The 15,559-nt window shown below is 71.3% G+C and carries 11 protein-coding genes; 9 read left to right on the top strand and 2 right to left on the bottom strand.

The features are described from left to right. The first annotated feature begins 5 nt into the window (after positions 1-5). The 6 genes from ACFWBT_RS25605 (at position 6) to ACFWBT_RS25580 (ending at position 6,915) form a co-directional block, all read left to right on the top strand. Positions 6-1,157, top strand: coding sequence for an ABC transporter ATP-binding protein (locus ACFWBT_RS25605; RefSeq protein ID WP_385704409.1), 1,152 nt, complete (start codon positions 6-8; stop codon positions 1,155-1,157). Next, positions 1,157-2,086: an ABC transporter permease gene (locus ACFWBT_RS25600; RefSeq protein WP_385704406.1), complete on the top strand. Its 930-nt coding sequence runs from the start codon at positions 1,157-1,159 to the stop codon at positions 2,084-2,086. Before ACFWBT_RS25605 ends, ACFWBT_RS25600 begins: the two co-directional genes overlap by 1 nt. After that, the gene (locus ACFWBT_RS25595; RefSeq protein ID WP_385704403.1) at positions 2,087-2,887 is read left to right on the top strand and encodes an ABC transporter permease; all 801 of its coding nucleotides are present in this window, start codon (positions 2,087-2,089) and stop codon (positions 2,885-2,887) included. A 29-nt stretch (positions 2,888-2,916) separates the two neighbouring features. After that, positions 2,917-4,344, top strand: coding sequence for an NAD(P)/FAD-dependent oxidoreductase (locus tag ACFWBT_RS25590; RefSeq protein WP_385704401.1), 1,428 nt, complete (start codon positions 2,917-2,919; stop codon positions 4,342-4,344). A gap of 159 nt (positions 4,345-4,503) precedes the next feature. Then, a complete protein-coding gene (locus ACFWBT_RS25585; protein ID WP_385704398.1) occupies positions 4,504-4,962 on the top strand; it encodes a hypothetical protein in 459 nt (152 codons plus the stop codon). A gap of 120 nt (positions 4,963-5,082) precedes the next feature. Next, positions 5,083-6,915, top strand: coding sequence for a chitinase (locus ACFWBT_RS25580; RefSeq protein WP_385704395.1), 1,833 nt, complete (start codon positions 5,083-5,085; stop codon positions 6,913-6,915). Here the strand turns inward: ACFWBT_RS25580 and ACFWBT_RS25575 are convergent. Both ACFWBT_RS25575 and gabT read right to left on the bottom strand, forming a co-directional pair. Then, positions 6,854-7,504 carry a phosphatase PAP2 family protein gene (locus tag ACFWBT_RS25575; protein ID WP_385704393.1) on the bottom strand — a complete coding sequence of 217 codons (651 nt, stop codon included), beginning with the start codon at positions 7,502-7,504 and terminating at the stop codon, positions 6,854-6,856. The genes ACFWBT_RS25580 and ACFWBT_RS25575 overlap by 62 nt on opposite strands. Before the next feature lie 489 nt (positions 7,505-7,993). After that, positions 7,994-9,328, bottom strand: coding sequence for a 4-aminobutyrate--2-oxoglutarate transaminase (gene gabT / locus ACFWBT_RS25570; protein ID WP_266763308.1), 1,335 nt, complete (start codon positions 9,326-9,328; stop codon positions 7,994-7,996). A gap of 307 nt (positions 9,329-9,635) precedes the next feature. On the opposite strand from gabT, the gene ACFWBT_RS25565 reads away from it, so the two are divergent. The 3 genes from ACFWBT_RS25565 to ACFWBT_RS25555 all read left to right on the top strand — a co-directional run bounded on the left by ACFWBT_RS25565 (position 9,636) and on the right by ACFWBT_RS25555 (position 15,352). After that, positions 9,636-11,783: an ATP-binding protein gene (locus ACFWBT_RS25565; protein ID WP_385704390.1), complete on the top strand. Its 2,148-nt coding sequence runs from the start codon at positions 9,636-9,638 to the stop codon at positions 11,781-11,783. A 203-nt stretch (positions 11,784-11,986) separates the two neighbouring features. Then, the gene (locus ACFWBT_RS25560; RefSeq protein WP_385704387.1) at positions 11,987-13,654 is read left to right on the top strand and encodes a PucR family transcriptional regulator; all 1,668 of its coding nucleotides are present in this window, start codon (positions 11,987-11,989) and stop codon (positions 13,652-13,654) included. A gap of 252 nt (positions 13,655-13,906) precedes the next feature. Continuing rightward, positions 13,907-15,352: an aldehyde dehydrogenase family protein gene (locus ACFWBT_RS25555; protein ID WP_385704384.1), complete on the top strand. Its 1,446-nt coding sequence runs from the start codon at positions 13,907-13,909 to the stop codon at positions 15,350-15,352. Positions 15,353-15,559 lie beyond the last annotated feature (207 nt).

Here is a 15,559-nt window from a genome sequence, read left to right as displayed (position 1 = left end):
CCACCATGACGAACGAAAACAGCGGCGACGTCCGCCTCTCCGGGATCAGCAAGACGTACGGCGCCTTCACCGCCGTGCACCCTCTCGACCTGACCGTGCCGCAGGGCTCGTTCTTCGCCCTCCTCGGGGCGTCGGGCTGCGGCAAGACCACCACCCTGCGGATGATCGCCGGCCTGGAGGAGCCCAGCTCGGGCACCGTCTCGCTCGGCGAGCAGGACGTGACGAACCTGCCGCCCTACAAGCGCCCGGTGAACACGGTCTTCCAGTCGTACGCCCTCTTCCCGCACCTCGACATCTTCGAGAACGTCGCCTTCGGCCTGCGCCGGCGCGGCATCAAGTCGGTGAAGAAGCAGGTCGGGGACATGCTCGACCTCGTACAGCTCGGTGAGCAGGCGCGCAAGAAACCGCACCAGCTCTCCGGCGGCCAGCAGCAGCGAGTCGCCGTGGCCCGCGCGCTGATCAACCACCCCAAGGTGCTGCTCCTCGACGAGCCGCTCGGCGCCCTCGACCTCAAGCTGCGCCGCCAGATGCAGCTGGAGCTCAAGCGCATCCAGACCGAGGTCGGCATCACCTTCGTCCATGTCACGCACGACCAGGAGGAGGCCATGACCATGGCCGACACGGTCGCCGTGATGAACGCGGGCCGTGTCGAGCAGCTCGGCGCGCCCGCCGACCTCTACGAGAACCCCAACACGACCTTCGTCGCCAACTTCCTCGGCACCTCCAACCTCATCGAGGCCGAGGTCGACTCCAGGAGCGGCGACGACATCGTGCTCAGGGCGGGCGGCGGCAAGCTGGTGCTCCCCGGAGCGCGCTGCTCCGCGCCCGCCACGACCGGCGGCAAGGTCCTGGTCGGTGTCCGCCCGGAGAAGATCTCCCTCACACACGCCGACGACGCGGGCGAGATACCCGCCGGCCGCAACCGGATCACCGGCAAGATCGCCGACTCCAGCTTCATCGGTGTCTCCACGCAGTACGTCATCGACAGCGCCGTCTGTCCCGAGTTCGAGGTCTACGCCCAGAACATCGACCGGGACTCCCGGCTCGTCCCCGGTGCGGACGTCGTCCTGCACTGGAGCCCGGAGCACACTTTCGGCCTCGACGCCGCCCAGGACATCGACGCGGGCGTCGAAACGGCCGAGGAGGAGGCCGCCTGATGGCCACCGTCACCGAGGCGGAGGCGCCACCGATCGCGCCGAAGTCCGCCGAGAAGCCGCCCAGGAAGCGTGGCCGCCTCGTCCCGTACTGGCTGCTCCTGCCCGGCCTCCTGTGGCTGGTCGTCTTCTTCGCGCTGCCGATGGTCTACCAGGCCTCCACGTCCGTGCAGACGGGCTCGCTGGAGGAGGGCTTCAAGGTCACCTGGCACTTCCAGACGTACTGGGACGCGCTCACCGACTACTGGCCGCAGTTCCTGCGCTCCGTGCTCTACGCCGGCGCCGCGACGATCCTGTGTCTGGTGCTCGGCTATCCGCTCGCCTACCTGATCGCGTTCCGCGCGGGTCGCTGGCGCAACCTGATCATGATCCTGGTGATCGCGCCGTTCTTCACCAGCTTCCTGATCCGCACGCTCGCCTGGAAGACGATCCTCGCGGACGGCGGCCCGGTCGTCGGCGCCCTGAACTCGCTGCACGTCCTGGACGTCACCAGCTGGCTCGGCTTCACCTCCGGGGACCGTGTCCTCGCCACCCCGCTCGCGGTGGTCTGCGGACTCACGTACAACTTCCTGCCGTTCATGGTCCTGCCGCTCTACACCTCGCTGGAGCGGATCGACGGACGGCTGCACGAGGCGGCGGGCGACCTGTACGCGCGGCCGATCACCACCTTCCGCAAGGTGACGTTCCCGCTGTCGATGCCCGGTGTGGTCTCGGGAACGCTGCTGACCTTCATCCCCGCCAGCGGCGACTACGTGAACGCCGACCTGCTCGGCTCCACGGACACCCGGATGGTCGGCAACGTCATCCAGACGCAGTTCCTGCGGATTCTCGACTATCCGACGGCCGCGGCGCTCTCGTTCATCCTCATGGCCGCGATCCTCATCATGGTCACGCTCTACATCCGCAAGTCCGGGACGGAGGATCTGGTTTAAATGGCCTTCGTGAACTGGCTCAAGCGCCATCTCGTCGTCATCGCCGGCCTGGTGACGCTCGGATATCTGCTGCTGCCCAACATCGTCGTCACGGTGTTCTCCTTCAACAAACCGAAGGGGCGCTTCAATTACGAGTGGCAGCAGTTCTCGACGGACGCCTGGCGTGATCCGTGCGGGGTCGCCGACATGTGCGGCTCGCTCTCGCTCAGCCTCCAGATCGCCGTCTGGGCGACCGTCGGGGCCACCGTCCTCGGCACGATGATCGCCTTCGCGCTGGTCCGCTACCGCTTCCGCGCGCGCGGCGCCGTGAACTCGCTGATCTTCCTGCCGATGGCGATGCCCGAGGTCGTCATGGCCGCCTCGCTGCTCACCCTGTTCCTCAACATGGGCGCTCAGCTCGGCTTCTGGACGATCCTGATCGCCCACATCATGTTCTGTCTCAGCTTCGTCGTGACGGCCGTCAAGGCGCGTGTCATGTCGATGGACCCGCGGCTGGAACAGGCGGCCCAGGACCTTTACGCCGGTCCCGCGCAGACCTTCCTGCGCGTGACCCTGCCCATCGCGGCCCCCGGAATCGCCGCGGGCGCGCTGCTCGCCTTCGCGCTCTCCTTCGACGATTTCATCATCACCAATTTCAACGCGGGCTCGACCGTCACGTTCCCCATGTTCGTCTGGGGTTCGGCACAGCGCGGAACACCCGTTCAGATCAACGTCATCGGTACGGCCATGTTCCTCGTCGCCGTACTGTTCGTCCTGGCCGGAATGGTCGTCGGCAATCGCCGGAACAAGCAAAAGGCATAACGCTCTTCACCCTTGAGGGAGTTGAAATCATGGCCCCAAGCGCCATGACCCGTGGTAATCAGTGGACGAAGTCTCTCTCCGACGCCCAGCCGGTCCCGTACTGGCTGGACGACCCCGGCAAACCCCGCCCCGAGCCCGCGCTCACCGGCGCCGAGACCTGCGACCTGCTCGTCGTCGGCGGCGGATACAGCGGACTGTGGACCGCGCTGATCGCCAAGGAGCGCGATCCCGGGCGGGATGTCGTCCTGGTGGAGGGCCGTGAGGTGGGCTGGGCCGCCTCCGGCCGCAACGGCGGCTTCTGTGCCGCCTCCCTCACCCACGGTCTGTCCAACGGGCTCACCCGCTGGCCGGACGAGATCAGGAAGCTGGAGGAGCTGGGCGCCCGCAACCTCGACGAGATCGAGGCGGCCGTCGCGCGCTACTCCCTCGACTGCGACTTCGAGCGCAGCGGCGAGATCGACGTCGCCACCGAGCCGCACCAGGCGGCCGAACTGCGCGACTGGCACCAGGAGCTGGAGCGCGAGGGCCTCGCCGAGGGCATCGAGTTCCTCGACACCGAGGCTGTACGGGAACAGGTCGACTCGCCGACCTTCCTGGCCGGACTGCACGACCGCCGCGGTGTCGCCATGCTCCATCCGGCGAAGCTGGCGTGGGGTCTGAAGCGGGCGTGCAAGGAGCTCGGGGTACGGGTGTACGAGCACACGCCCGCCCTCTCCCTGAAGCCGTCCGGCGCCGGCATGGCCGTCCGCACGCCGTACGGATCGGTCCGTGCCCGCCGGGTGGCCCTCGGCACCAACATCTTCCCGAACCTGGTCAAGCGCGTGCGCCCGTACACCGTCCCGGTCTACGACTACGCGCTGATGACCGAGCCGCTCACCGCCGACCAACTGGCGTCCGTCGGCTGGAAGAACCGCCAGGGACTCGGCGACTCGGCCAACCAGTTCCACTACTTCCGGCTGTCGGCCGACAACCGCGTCCTGTGGGGCGGTTACGACGCGATCTACCCCTACGGCGGCCGGATGCGCGCCGAGTACGACGACCGCCCCGAGACCTACGCCAAGCTCGCCGGACACTTCTTCACCTGCTTCCCGCAGCTGGAGGGCGTCCGCTTCTCCCACGCCTGGGGCGGCGCGATCGACACCTGCTCGCGCTTCTCGGCGTTCTTCGGCAGCGCGCACGGGGGCAAAGTCGCCTATGCGGCGGGCTATACGGGCCTCGGCGTGGGCGCCACCCGGTTCGGCGCCGACGTGATGCTCGACCTGCTGGCGGGGGAGCGCACCGAACGCACCGAGCTGGAGATGGTCCGGCGGAAGCCGCTGCCGTTCCCGCCCGAGCCCTTCGCCTGGACCGGCATCGCGCTCACCAAGTGGTCGCTGGCACGGGCGGACACGCACGGCGGCCGGCGCAATCTGTGGCTGAAGACGATGGACCGGCTGGGCCTCGGCTTCGACAGCTGAGGGCGTGCGGTCCCGGACGTGATCCACGGGCGTACGCCCACCTCCGCCGGTGTGACCCGGTCCACTGCCAACTGGTGGCCCGAACCCGCGTAATGCACGGCCCGAACCTCCCTCTCCTCTGTGACGCGACCAGCGTCGACACGAGAGGGAGGTTCCGTCATGACAGGGCCCAAGGCGGCGGTCGAGTGGCTGGCATCCGTGGCTCCGGATCCCGAGGCCTGCCGCTGGGAGTGGGAGCGCAATCCCAGCGGGATCGCGCTGCTGCCGGCGGGGAGGGCCTGGGACGTACTCATCCTGCCGGGCGAGCTCGGCTATCCGACGCTCGACGTGCTGACCCGGGTGATCGACCAACCCGGGCCGGTGCTCGTCGACTTCGGCGACGCCCGGATGGGGTTCTTCGTGCCCGCGGGCACCGCGGCCCGGTGGCTCGGGACGGGGGTGCGCACCGCGGGCCACGGCACCTGGATCGTGGTGCCCTACCCGGGACGGTCGACCGGCGGGGTCCGGTGGCTGGTCCCGCCGGACGGCTCGGGCACGCTCACGGACCCGGCCCTGCTCGAACTGGCCATGCACGAGGCCGCGGCGGGCCTGGCCGGCAACGAGGACCGGCAGCGGTGAGGGGGCCGGGCCCCGCGGCCGTCCGGAGCCGGTTGCCTGTCAGAGGTCTTGACAAGCGAATTGGTCTGGACCAAGTTGGGCGCGCTCCACCCTCCCATCCCCCCATGCCCGGAGGCAGTCGTGGACCGGACCAGACACAACAGACCGTTCGCCCGTCGTCATCGAAGGCTTCTCGCCGTGTGCACGGCCACCGCCCTGGCCCTGCCCGGTCTCGTCACGCTCTCGTCGGCCGCCCGTGCGGCCGACGCGGACCTCGCCAGGAACGGCAGGTTCGAGTCGGGCCTGGACGGTTGGACCTGCACGGCGGGCAGCACCGTCAACTCCCCGGTGCATAGTGGTGGTTCGGCGCTGAAGGCGACCCCGGCCGGCAACGACTTCGCGCAGTGCTCCCAGACCGTGACCGTGAGACCCGACGCGCAGTACACCCTCTCCGGACACGTCCGCGGCAGCTACGTCTACCTCGGCGCGACCGGCACCGGTACGACCGACGTCAGCACCTGGACCCAGTCCGCGGCCGACTGGCAGCAGCTGAGCACCACCTTCCGCACCGGCGCCGCCACCACCAAGGTCACGATCTACACGCACGGCTGGTACGGCACCGGCACCTACTACGCCGACGACCTCTCGCTGACCGGCCCCGGCGTCGACGCCGGGCAGCCGCCGGCCGCGCCCACCGGACTGAAGGCCGGCACGGTCACCTCCTCCTCGGTCGCCCTGTCCTGGACGGCTGTCCCCGGTGCCACCGGCTACGCCGTCCACCGCGACGGAGCGAAGGTGCAGACGGTCACCGGCACCTCGACGACCGTGAGCGGTCTGTCGGCCTCCACGGCGTACTCCTTCCAGGTCACGGCGACGAACGACGCGGGCGAGTCGGCCAAGTCGGCGACGGTCACCGCGACCACCACGGCGGGTTCGGGCGGGGGCGGCGGTCCCTCGGACCTCCCCACCCACGCCCTCGTCGGCTACCTGCACGCGAGCTTCGCCAACGGCGCGGGCTACACACGCATGGCCGACGTGCCGGACAGCTGGGACGTCATCGACCTGGCCTTCGGCGAGCCGACCTCGGTCACCTCGGGCGACATCCGCTTCACCCGCTGCCCGGTCACCGAGTGCCCCACGGTGGAGAGCGATGCCGACTTCAAGGCCGCGATCAAGGCCAAGCAGGCCGCCGGCAAGAAGGTGCTGATCTCGATCGGCGGCCAGAACGGACAGGTCCAGCTCGCCACCGCGGCCGCCCGCGACACCTTCGTCTCCTCGGTGTCGAAGATCATCGACACCTATGGCCTGGACGGCCTGGACATCGACTTCGAGGGCCACTCGCTCTCTCTCGACGCGAGCGACACGAACTTCAAGAGCCCGACCACCCCGGTGGTCGTCAACCTCATCTCGGCGCTGAAGACCCTGAAGGCCAAGTACGGTTCGAAGTTCGTCCTGAGCATGGCCCCGGAGACGTTCTTCGTCCAACTCGGGTACCAGTACTACGGCACGGGCAAGTGGGGCGGCCAGGACCCCCGCGCCGGCGCCTACCTCCCGGTGATCCACGCCCTGCGCGACGACCTGACCCTGCTGCACGTCCAGGACTACAACTCCGGCTCGATCATGGGCCTCGACAACCAGTACCACTCCATGGGCGGCGCCGACTTCCACATCGCGATGACCGACATGCTCCTGACGGGCTTCCCGGTCGCGGGTGACGCGGGCAACGTCTTCCCGCCCCTGCGCCCCGACCAGATAGCCATCGGCATGCCCGCCACCACCAACGCCGGCAACGGCTATGTATCCCCGGCCGAGGTCACCAAGACGCTCGACTGCCTCACGAAGAAGACCAACTGCGGTTCGTACGCCACCCACGGCACCTGGCCGGGCCTGCGCGGCCTCATGACCTGGTCGGTCAACTGGGACCGGTTCGGGGGCTGGGAGTTCTCGCGGACCTTCGACGGGTACTTCGGCTGAGGAAGAGCCACAGGGAGTACAGCAGCACCGCGCAGAGGCACCAACTGGCCACGACGTCCAGCGGCCAGTGGTAGCCGCGCCGGACCAGGCCGAAAGCCACGCACGCGTTCAGGGTCACGCAGACGGTCAGCACCGCGCGGCGGGCGCCCGCGGTGCCGAGCAGGGGAAGGAGGAGCAGCGCCGCGGCGCCGTACGCGATGGCGGCGGTGGCGGTGTGCCCCGAGGGATAGAAGCCGGTGCCGGGCCCCATGACCGGGGGGCCCGGTCGGGCGACGAGTTCCTTCAGCGGCACGATCAGCGCGGGGAGGAGGGCCATCAGCACCGCGGCGGCGGCCGGCGGCAGCCACCATCGGTCCAGACCGTCGGTGCGCCGCCGCCACGCGACGTGACCCAGCGTCAGGGCGAGGACCGGAACCGCCACTTGGATGTTGCCCAGGTCGGCGAGCAACTCGGAGAACCGGTCCGGGTGGACGAGCGCGCCGCTCAGCCGTGCGTCCAGGCCCAGGAGCGGGCCGTCCGCCACGACCTGCCAGGTGATGAGCACGAAGCAGAGGGCGAGCAGGCCGAACAGGAGGGGCACGGGTGGCATGGGGGACAGCCTGTCAGACCGGGTCCGGCCGCCGGATACGTGCTGCGCCGCCTCTGAAGTGCGGCGGGTCCGCGAAGCGGAACAAGGAGAAGGAAGGAGGGTCGGCCGCCCCGGAACAGGGGGGGGTGGTTCCGAGGCGGCCGTCCGGACCGGAATGCCGCGCGCCCCGGGGGGTTTGGGGCGGGCGACCGTCCGATCGGTGAGGAGAACCGAAGCCGGAAGCTCCGGGTGTGTGCGCGAGGGCACGACCAGGGCGAAGCTGGGGAAGCCTCGGCCCGGTGCCACCCACAGTCCCCTGTGGGCGAGGTGTATCTCTGATCTGGTTAGAACCTACGGCAGGGGGTGCGGCTCCGACAGGCGGAATCGCGTCCCGTCATGCACCTCGCACACCTTCTTCACACCCTCCGACCCGGAACGGCGCAGCACCGGAACCAAGCGGAATCCGCCGTGGGCGGTGTCCCGGGTTCCGGTGCTGCGGCGACGCGGATGTCAGATGCGGGAGAAGGCCTGCTCGATGATGTCGAGGCCCTCGTTGAGGAGGTCCTCGCCGATGACCAGCGGCGGCAGGAAGCGGAGGACGTTGCCGTAGGTGCCACAGGTCAGGACCAGCAGGCCCTCCTGGTGGCAGGCCTTGGCGAGCGCGCCGGCCGCCTCCGGGTTCGGCTCCTTGGTGGCGGCGTCCTTGACCAGCTCGATCGCGATCATGGCGCCACGTCCGCGGACCTCGCCGATGATGTCGAACTTCTCGGCCATGGCGCCGAGGCGGGTCTTCATGACCGACTCGATGTGCTTCGCCTTGGCGTTGAGGTCGAGCTCCTTCATCGTCTCGATCGCGCCGAGCGCACCGGCGCAGGCCACCGGGTTGCCGCCGTAGGTGCCGCCCAGGCCGCCCGCGTGCGCGGCGTCCATGATCTCGGCGCGGCCCGTCACGGCGGCGAGCGGCAGACCGCCCGCGATGCCCTTGGCGGTGGTGATCAGGTCCGGGACGATGCCCTCGTCCTCGCAGGCGAACCACTGGCCGGTGCGGCAGAAGCCGGACTGGATCTCGTCCGCGACGAAGACGATGCCGTTGTCCTTGGCGAACTGGCTGATGGCCGGCAGGAAGCCCTTCGCGGGCTCGATGAAGCCGCCCTCGCCGAGCAGCGGCTCGATGATGATCGCGGCGACGTTGTCGGCCCCGATCTGCTTGTTGATCATGTCGATGGCCTGCGCGGAGGCCTCGGCGCCGGCGTTCTCCGGGCCCGTCAGCCAGCGGTAGCCGTAGGCGACCGGCACGCGGTAGACCTCGGGCGCGAACGGGCCGAAGCCGTTCTTGTACGGCATGTTCTTGGCGGTCAGCGCCATCGTGAGGTTCGTCCGGCCGTGGTAGCCGTGGTCGAAGACGACGACGGCCTGGCGCTTGGTGTACGCACGGGCGATCTTGACGGCGTTCTCGACGGCCTCGGCGCCCGAGTTGAACAGTGCGGACTTCTTGGCGTGGTCGCCCGGGGTCAGCTCGGCGAGCGCCTCGGCGACGGCGACGTAGCCCTCGTACGGCGTGACCATGAAACAGGTGTGGGTGAAGTCCTGCAGCTGCGCGGAGGCGCGGCGCACGACGGCCTCGGCGCTCGCGCCGACCGACGTCACGGCGATGCCGGAGCCGAAGTCGATGAGCCGGTTGCCGTCGACGTCCTCGATGATCCCGCCGCCGGCGCGCGTGGTGAAGACAGGGAGCACCGACCCCACACCGGCCGCGACCACGGCGGTGCGTCGGGCCTGCAGCTCCTGCGACTTCGGGCCGGGGATGGCGGTGACGACGCGGCGCTCCTGCGGAAGTGCGGTCATGAGGGGCTCCCTGATGATCTTGTCTTGCGAACCGGACGGTTCCCGGCGAACGCGGGGTGGTCCGGGCGGGGGTGTTTTCGGACGCTTGCCTTCTTTCTTCGCAGGCTAGGGCCGAGGACGGGGGGTCGGCATGCTCCATGTGGGCGTTGTCGGAGGAATCGGTTGTCCGCGGTGGACATAGAGGGGTGGAGGCCGCCCGCTCCGGCCCCGGAGCGGGCCCGGCCGCGTAAACGGTGAACTCGCCCCGCAGGGGCACTAGATTGACTCGCGGACGACGCACGGATCGGCTGGTCAGGGGGCAAGGGCGATGGACAGCGACGGGACCCAGGACGCGCGGGGCACACATGCCAATCCTGTGCCGCGTCCGGCGGGGCCGCCGGACGGGTCGGCGGCGCCGGGAATGCCGTCCGCTCCGCCCCGGCCCGCACGGGCGCCCGGGGTGCCTCCGCTGCCCGACGGGTCGGCTTTCGTGGACTGGGTGCGCGAGCCCCGGCCGGACGCGGCACTCGGCGTGTGGCGGTTCGGGCACCGGCCGCGGCCGGAGGAGGAGCCCGAGCAGATTCCGGCCCGGCAACTGCTGAGCGGCGCCGTGATCGCCTTCCTCGTGGGATGGCTGGTCTGGTCGCTGCTCTGGAACGGCTACCTGGGGGGCTGGTGGGTCCTGCCCCTCGAACTGTTCACCCCGGACTCCTGGCGGCACAGCGACGACCGGGTCGGAAGCGCGTTCTTCCTCTGGTACGGCTACTACACGCTGATCGTCCTCGTCATCATGATCGGCGTCGGGCGGCTCGGCCGATGGAGTGAGGTCTGGCGCCGCTACGGGCTTCCCGCGTGGCGGCGGGCCGCGCCGGTGAACGAGCGCCCGCCCGCCCCCGAGGACGACCCCGTCCAGTGGAACCAGCTCCGCGCGGCCGGCGGCGGCGACGCCGCCGACCGGCTCGCCGCCGAGGCCCGCTCCGGGCTGATGCGCGACGTCGACCACGCCCGGATCGCGCGGGCCTGGCAGGGCGTACGCAGCGGGCGGCACAGCCTCGCCACCTTCACCGGGGCGGTGCTGAAGGACGGCTCCGCCGCCTGCCTGCACCCTTCCGGGGAGCGCGACCTGCCCGGGCGGCTCGCGCGCCACGACCTCGTCACCGGGCAGGTACGGCTCGGCACGACCGCCGACGACGCGCGCAATCCCTACGCCTACCGCGGCACCGGACTCGCCCTCGGACCCGAGCTGCTGGGCACCTCGCTGCTCGCCGTCGGGCCCCCCGGATCCGGCAAGACCGGCAGCGTCGTCTGGCCGCTCGCCGAGTCGCTGTGCCTGCACGCCCTCGCCGGGCGGGCCGCCGTGGTCGTGGTCGGTGCGGCCGGCGCCGGGCTCGGGCCCGTCGACGCGTACGACGTCGTCGTACGGATCGGGAATCCCGAGTCCGTGTACGACCTGGACCTGTACGGCGGCACCACCGACCCCGACGAGGCCGCGGCCGTGCTCGCCGAGGCGCTCGTCGGTGATCTAGCCGACCCGCACCCCGGAGGCGACAGCCGGCGGTCCACCACCGTGCTCGCCCAGCTGCTCGGGCCCTTCCAGGCCGTCCACGGCAGGTTCCCGTCCGTGCCCGAGCTGCGGCAGCTGCTCGACGGGGCCCCCGGACCCCTCGGCGCGCTCCGCAGCGGTCTCCAGGACACGGGACAGGAGTCGCTGCTGCGGGAACTCGACGCCCGCGAGAGGCAGTTGGGGCATCCGGGGGACGTCGGAGGAGTGCTCGCCGACCGGGTCGCGCTGCTCGACCGGCCCGCGTTCGCCGGCTTCTTCGACACCTCGGGGCAGTCGCGGCCCTTCTCGCTGCGCGCCCTCGACCATCCGGTGCGGGTCCGGATCGATCTGCCGGCCCGTGGTCACGCCGACGCCTCCCGGATTCTCGCGCGGCTGGTGCTCGCGCAGTTCACGGCCAGCGTCGCGGTACGCGAGGACCGGTCGCTGTTCGCCTGCCTCGTCCTCGACGACGCGAGCGGCGTCGTCACCCCCGAGGCGGTACGGGGCATCCAGCGGCTGCGGTCCGGCAACGCGGGAGCGGTCCTGACGCTGCGCACCCTCGACGACGCCCCCCGGCCGCTGCGCAGCCCCCTGCTCGGGGCCATCGGCTGCCGGATGGCCCTGTCCGGGCTCACCCCCTGGGACGGGCAGGACTTCGCCGAGGTCTGGGGCAAGGAGTGGATCGAGGCGCGTGACGTCACCGACCGGCAGATCATCGCCGAGACGCCCGCCGGCAAGGCCGTGCACATGCTGCGCCGGGTGATCACCGGCAACGCCCCGACCGCGCGGGCCGTCACCGTGCGTCAGGTCGAGCGGGAGCGCTGGTCCGCGTCCGAACTGGCCCACGGGGTGCCGCCGGGGCACGCGGTGCTGTCGCTGACCAGCGTGAAGGGCGAGCACGCGCCCCCGCTGCTGGTGGACCTGCGGGGCTGACCGGAGCGGGTCGAAACGCGCCGCCGGGCGGTCGGCCCCGCCTCCCGGGACCCGGTCGGCGGGCCGCGTGGACACCGGGACCCGCTGACCAGGACGTATGGACAGGAACACACGGGGCGACCGTACGGTGAGGCAGAATCGACACAGGCCGTTCATACGCGGCGGACAAAAGATCACAGAGATCACACAGACCTGAAGGCCTCATGCCCCCCACGCTCGCCTCGCTCGTCCACCACTCCGCGCTCAAGCTCACGGTGCGCGCGGGCGAGGACCGCCTGGACGTGCCCGTCCGCTGGGCACACGTCAGCGAGCTCGCCGACCCCGTGCCGTACATGGAGGGCGGGGAACTGCTGCTGATCACCGCGCTCAAGCTGGACGCGGACGATCCCGACGTCATGCGGCGCTACGTGAAGCGGCTGGCCGGTGCCGGAGTCGTCGGGCTCGGCTTCGCCGTCGGGGTCAACTACGAGGAGATCCCGAAGGCGCTCGTCGACGCGGCCGAGGAGGAGGGGCTGCCGCTCCTCGAAGTACCCCGGCGCACCCCCTTCCTCGCCATCAGCAAGGCCGTGTCCGCCGCCATCGCGGCGGATCAGTACCGGGCCGTCACCGCCGGATTCGCGGCACAGCGCGAACTCACCAAGCAGGCGCTGAGCGACGGACCGGAGGGACTGCTCACCGCGCTCGCCGGACAGGTCGACGGATGGGCGGCGCTCTACGACGCGTCCGGCGCCGTCGTCGCCACCGCGCCGGACTGGGCGGGCCGCCGCGCCGCGCGGCTCACCCCGGACGTGGAGCGGCTGCGGGAGCGCCCGGCGCCCGCGAGCGCGGTGGTGGGCGGGGAGGACCGCGTCGAACTGCACTCACTCGGAACGGGACGCAGGCCGCGCGCCGCGCTCGCCGTCGGGACCGCCGGATCCCTCGGCACCGCCGAGCGCTACGCCGTGCACTCGGCGATCGCCCTGCTGACGCTCACCACCGAGCGGTCGCGATCCCTGTACGCCGCCGAGCAGCGGATCGGCGCGGCCGTGCTCGGCATGCTGCTCGCCGGGGAACCCGACCACGCCCGGGCCGTCGCCGGGGACCTCTACGGCGAACTGCTCGACGCGCCCTTCCGGCTGATCATCGCCGAGACGGTGTCCGCCTCGGCCGGGCGGGCGCACGCCGACGGGCACGCGCGCGTGGGGGCCGCCGCGCCCGCGAAGACCCCGGTCGCCGTGCCCGACGTCAACGGCGATCCGCTCGGCGGCCTCGCCGAGGTCGTCGAATCCGCCGCCGCGCGTGCCGGGGAGTCCGTGCTCGTCGTGCCCGACGGGGAGCGGCTGGTCGTCCTCGCTGTGGACGGGGGCGCCGCGGTCGCCGCCTGCGGGGACTACGCCGTGGTGCTGGAGGCGGCGCGGACCGCCCCGCGCGAGCTGCCCGCCGGGGCCACCGGGGACGAGGACGAACTCGTCGTCGGGCTGTCGGCACCCGCCGGTCCGATCGCCGCCCGTGCCGCCTACAAACAGGCCGAACAGGCCCTGTCCGTCGCCCGGCGGCGGGGCCGGTTCCTGGTCGAGCACGAGGAACTGGCCGCCGGGTCCGTGCTGCCGCTGCTCGCGGACGACGCGGTGCGGGCCTTCGCGGACGGGCTCCTGCGGGCGCTCCACGAACACGACGCCACCGGGCGCGGAGACCTGGTCGCCTCGCTGCGGGCCTGGCTGTCGCGCCACGGCCAGTGGGACGCGGCGGCCGCCGATCTGGGGGTGCACCGGCACACGCTGCGCTACCGGATGCGCAGGGTCGAGGAGATCCTCGGACGCTCACTCGACGACGCGGACGTCCGCATGGAACTCTGGCTGGCCCTGAAGGCCACGACCGCACCGGGGGAGTGAGCCGGTTCCCGCCGCGGACGCCTGCTTGAACCCCGACCGGCCGTGTGAGGGCCGAGGCGCTCGGCACGAGGATCGGTGACCTCGGAGGCCCGCGGGCAGGGGTCGCCGGGCGATCAGGCCAAACCGGCGCACCCCGCACCCCGACTGCTACGCGCCGGACAAACGACCGGCGGTGGTCCCGGCCCTACCGTGGACGGGAAAGCGCAGGACCACCAGAAACACCCCACGACATGGAAGGGCCGGGACTCGCACATGACTTCCCCCCACGCCTTCTGGCTCGCCGGCCGCCAGGCCACCGGTGAGACCACGTTCGACGTCACCTCGCCGTGGGACGGCCGGGTCGTCGGTCAGGTCAGTGTGCCCACCGAGGCGCAGGTCGAGGAGGCCGTGGCCGCGGCCCACGCCGTGCGGGACGAGTTCGCCGCCACGCCGGCCCATGTACGCGCCGCCGCCCTCGACCATGTCTCGCGCCGCCTCGCCGAGCGCACCGAGGAGATCGCGCAGCTCATCTCCGCCGAGAACGGCAAGCCGATCAAGTGGGCCCGCGGCGAGGTCGGCCGCGCGGTGTCCGTGTTCCGGTTCGCCGCGGAGGAGGCCCGCCGCTTCAACGGCGGCGAGGCCCAGCGTCTCGACACCGACGCGGGCGGTCAGGGCCGGCTCGCCCTCACCCGCCGCTTCCCCAAGGGTGTGGTCCTCGGTATCGCGCCGTTCAACTTCCCGCTGAACCTGTGCGCCCACAAGGTCGCCCCGGCCATCGCCGCGGGTGCCCCGATCATCCTGAAGCCGGCGCCCGCGACCCCGCTCTCCGGCCTGATCATCGGTGACCTGCTGGCGGAGACCGACCTTCCGGCCGGTTCGTGGAGCATCCTGCCGGTCGCCAACGAGCGGATGCCCGCCCTGGTACAGGACGAGCGACTTCCGGTCATCTCCTTCACCGGGTCCGAGACGGTCGGTTACGCGATCATGGACTCGGTGCCGCGCAAGCACTGCACCCTGGAGCTGGGCGGCAACGGCGCGGCCGTCGTCCTCGCCGACTTCGCGAGTGACGCGGACCTGGACTGGGCCGCGACCCGCATCGCGACCTTCTCCAACTACCAGGGCGGCCAGTCCTGCATCTCGGTGCAGCGCGTGATCGCGGACGCGTCGGTGTACGAGCGGCTGCTCCCGCGCATCGTCGCCGCCGTCGAGGCGCAGGTCACCGGCGACCCGTCCGACGACACCACGGATGTCGGCCCGCTGGTCAGCGAGGCCGCCGCCCAGCGCGTCGAGTCGTGGGTGGACGAGGCCGTCGCGGCCGGCGCCGTGCTGCTCACCGGCGGCAAGCGGGACGGCGCCTCCTACGCGCCGACCGTGCTCGCCGATGTGCCGGCCGATGTCACGATCTCCTGCGAGGAGGTCTTCGGACCGGTCCTCACCGTGCAGAAGGTGGAGGGCGAGGCCGCCGCGTTCGCCGCCGCCAACAACTCCAAGTACGGCCTGCAGACCGGTGTGTTCACGCACGACCTGCAGACAGCGTTCCGCGCCCACCGTGCGCTGGAGGTGGGCGGTGTCGTGATCGGCGACGTGCCGTCCTACCGCGCCGACCAGATGCCGTACGGCGGCGCGAAGCAGTCCGGTGTCGGCCGCGAGGGCGTCAGGTTCGCGATGGACGACTACACCTACGAGCGTGTGCTGGTGCTGACGGGTCTCGCCCTCTGACGGCAGACCTTCCCGAAGCCGACGGCCCGAGCCCGCTGTGCGGGGGCTCGGGCCGTCGGTGTATCGGGACCTGACCCCGGCGCGGCAAGGCTCCGGCCGTCGGGTCACGGCGAGGCTCCGGCCGTCGGCATGCCGGGACGTGACCGAAAACGGCATGTCTAGTGACAATCGTTTTCAGATAACGTCACCGATGCAGGGGTCCGGCAC

It is taken from the genome of Streptomyces sp. NPDC060027, from assembly GCF_042737005.1.
In the GTDB taxonomy this organism is placed as follows: domain Bacteria; phylum Actinomycetota; class Actinomycetes; order Streptomycetales; family Streptomycetaceae; genus Streptomyces.
This window is presented reverse-complemented; position numbering and strand designations above follow the sequence as displayed.

Coding starts and splice junctions, on each gene's coding strand:
- ACFWBT_RS25555 (WP_385704384.1), top strand. CDS start 13,907: ATGACTTCCCCCCACGCCTTCTGGCTCGCCGGCCGCCAGGCCACCGGT.
- ACFWBT_RS25560 (WP_385704387.1), top strand. CDS start 11,987: ATGCCCCCCACGCTCGCCTCGCTCGTCCACCACTCCGCGCTCAAGCTC.
- ACFWBT_RS25585 (WP_385704398.1), top strand. CDS start 4,504: ATGACAGGGCCCAAGGCGGCGGTCGAGTGGCTGGCATCCGTGGCTCCG.
- ACFWBT_RS25595 (WP_385704403.1), top strand. CDS start 2,087: ATGGCCTTCGTGAACTGGCTCAAGCGCCATCTCGTCGTCATCGCCGGC.
- gabT (WP_266763308.1), bottom strand. CDS start 9,328: ATGACCGCACTTCCGCAGGAGCGCCGCGTCGTCACCGCCATCCCCGGC.
- ACFWBT_RS25565 (WP_385704390.1), top strand. CDS start 9,636: ATGGACAGCGACGGGACCCAGGACGCGCGGGGCACACATGCCAATCCT.
- ACFWBT_RS25600 (WP_385704406.1), top strand. CDS start 1,157: ATGGCCACCGTCACCGAGGCGGAGGCGCCACCGATCGCGCCGAAGTCC.
- ACFWBT_RS25590 (WP_385704401.1), top strand. CDS start 2,917: ATGGCCCCAAGCGCCATGACCCGTGGTAATCAGTGGACGAAGTCTCTC.
- ACFWBT_RS25605 (WP_385704409.1), top strand. CDS start 6: ATGACGAACGAAAACAGCGGCGACGTCCGCCTCTCCGGGATCAGCAAG.
- ACFWBT_RS25575 (WP_385704393.1), bottom strand. CDS start 7,504: ATGCCACCCGTGCCCCTCCTGTTCGGCCTGCTCGCCCTCTGCTTCGTG.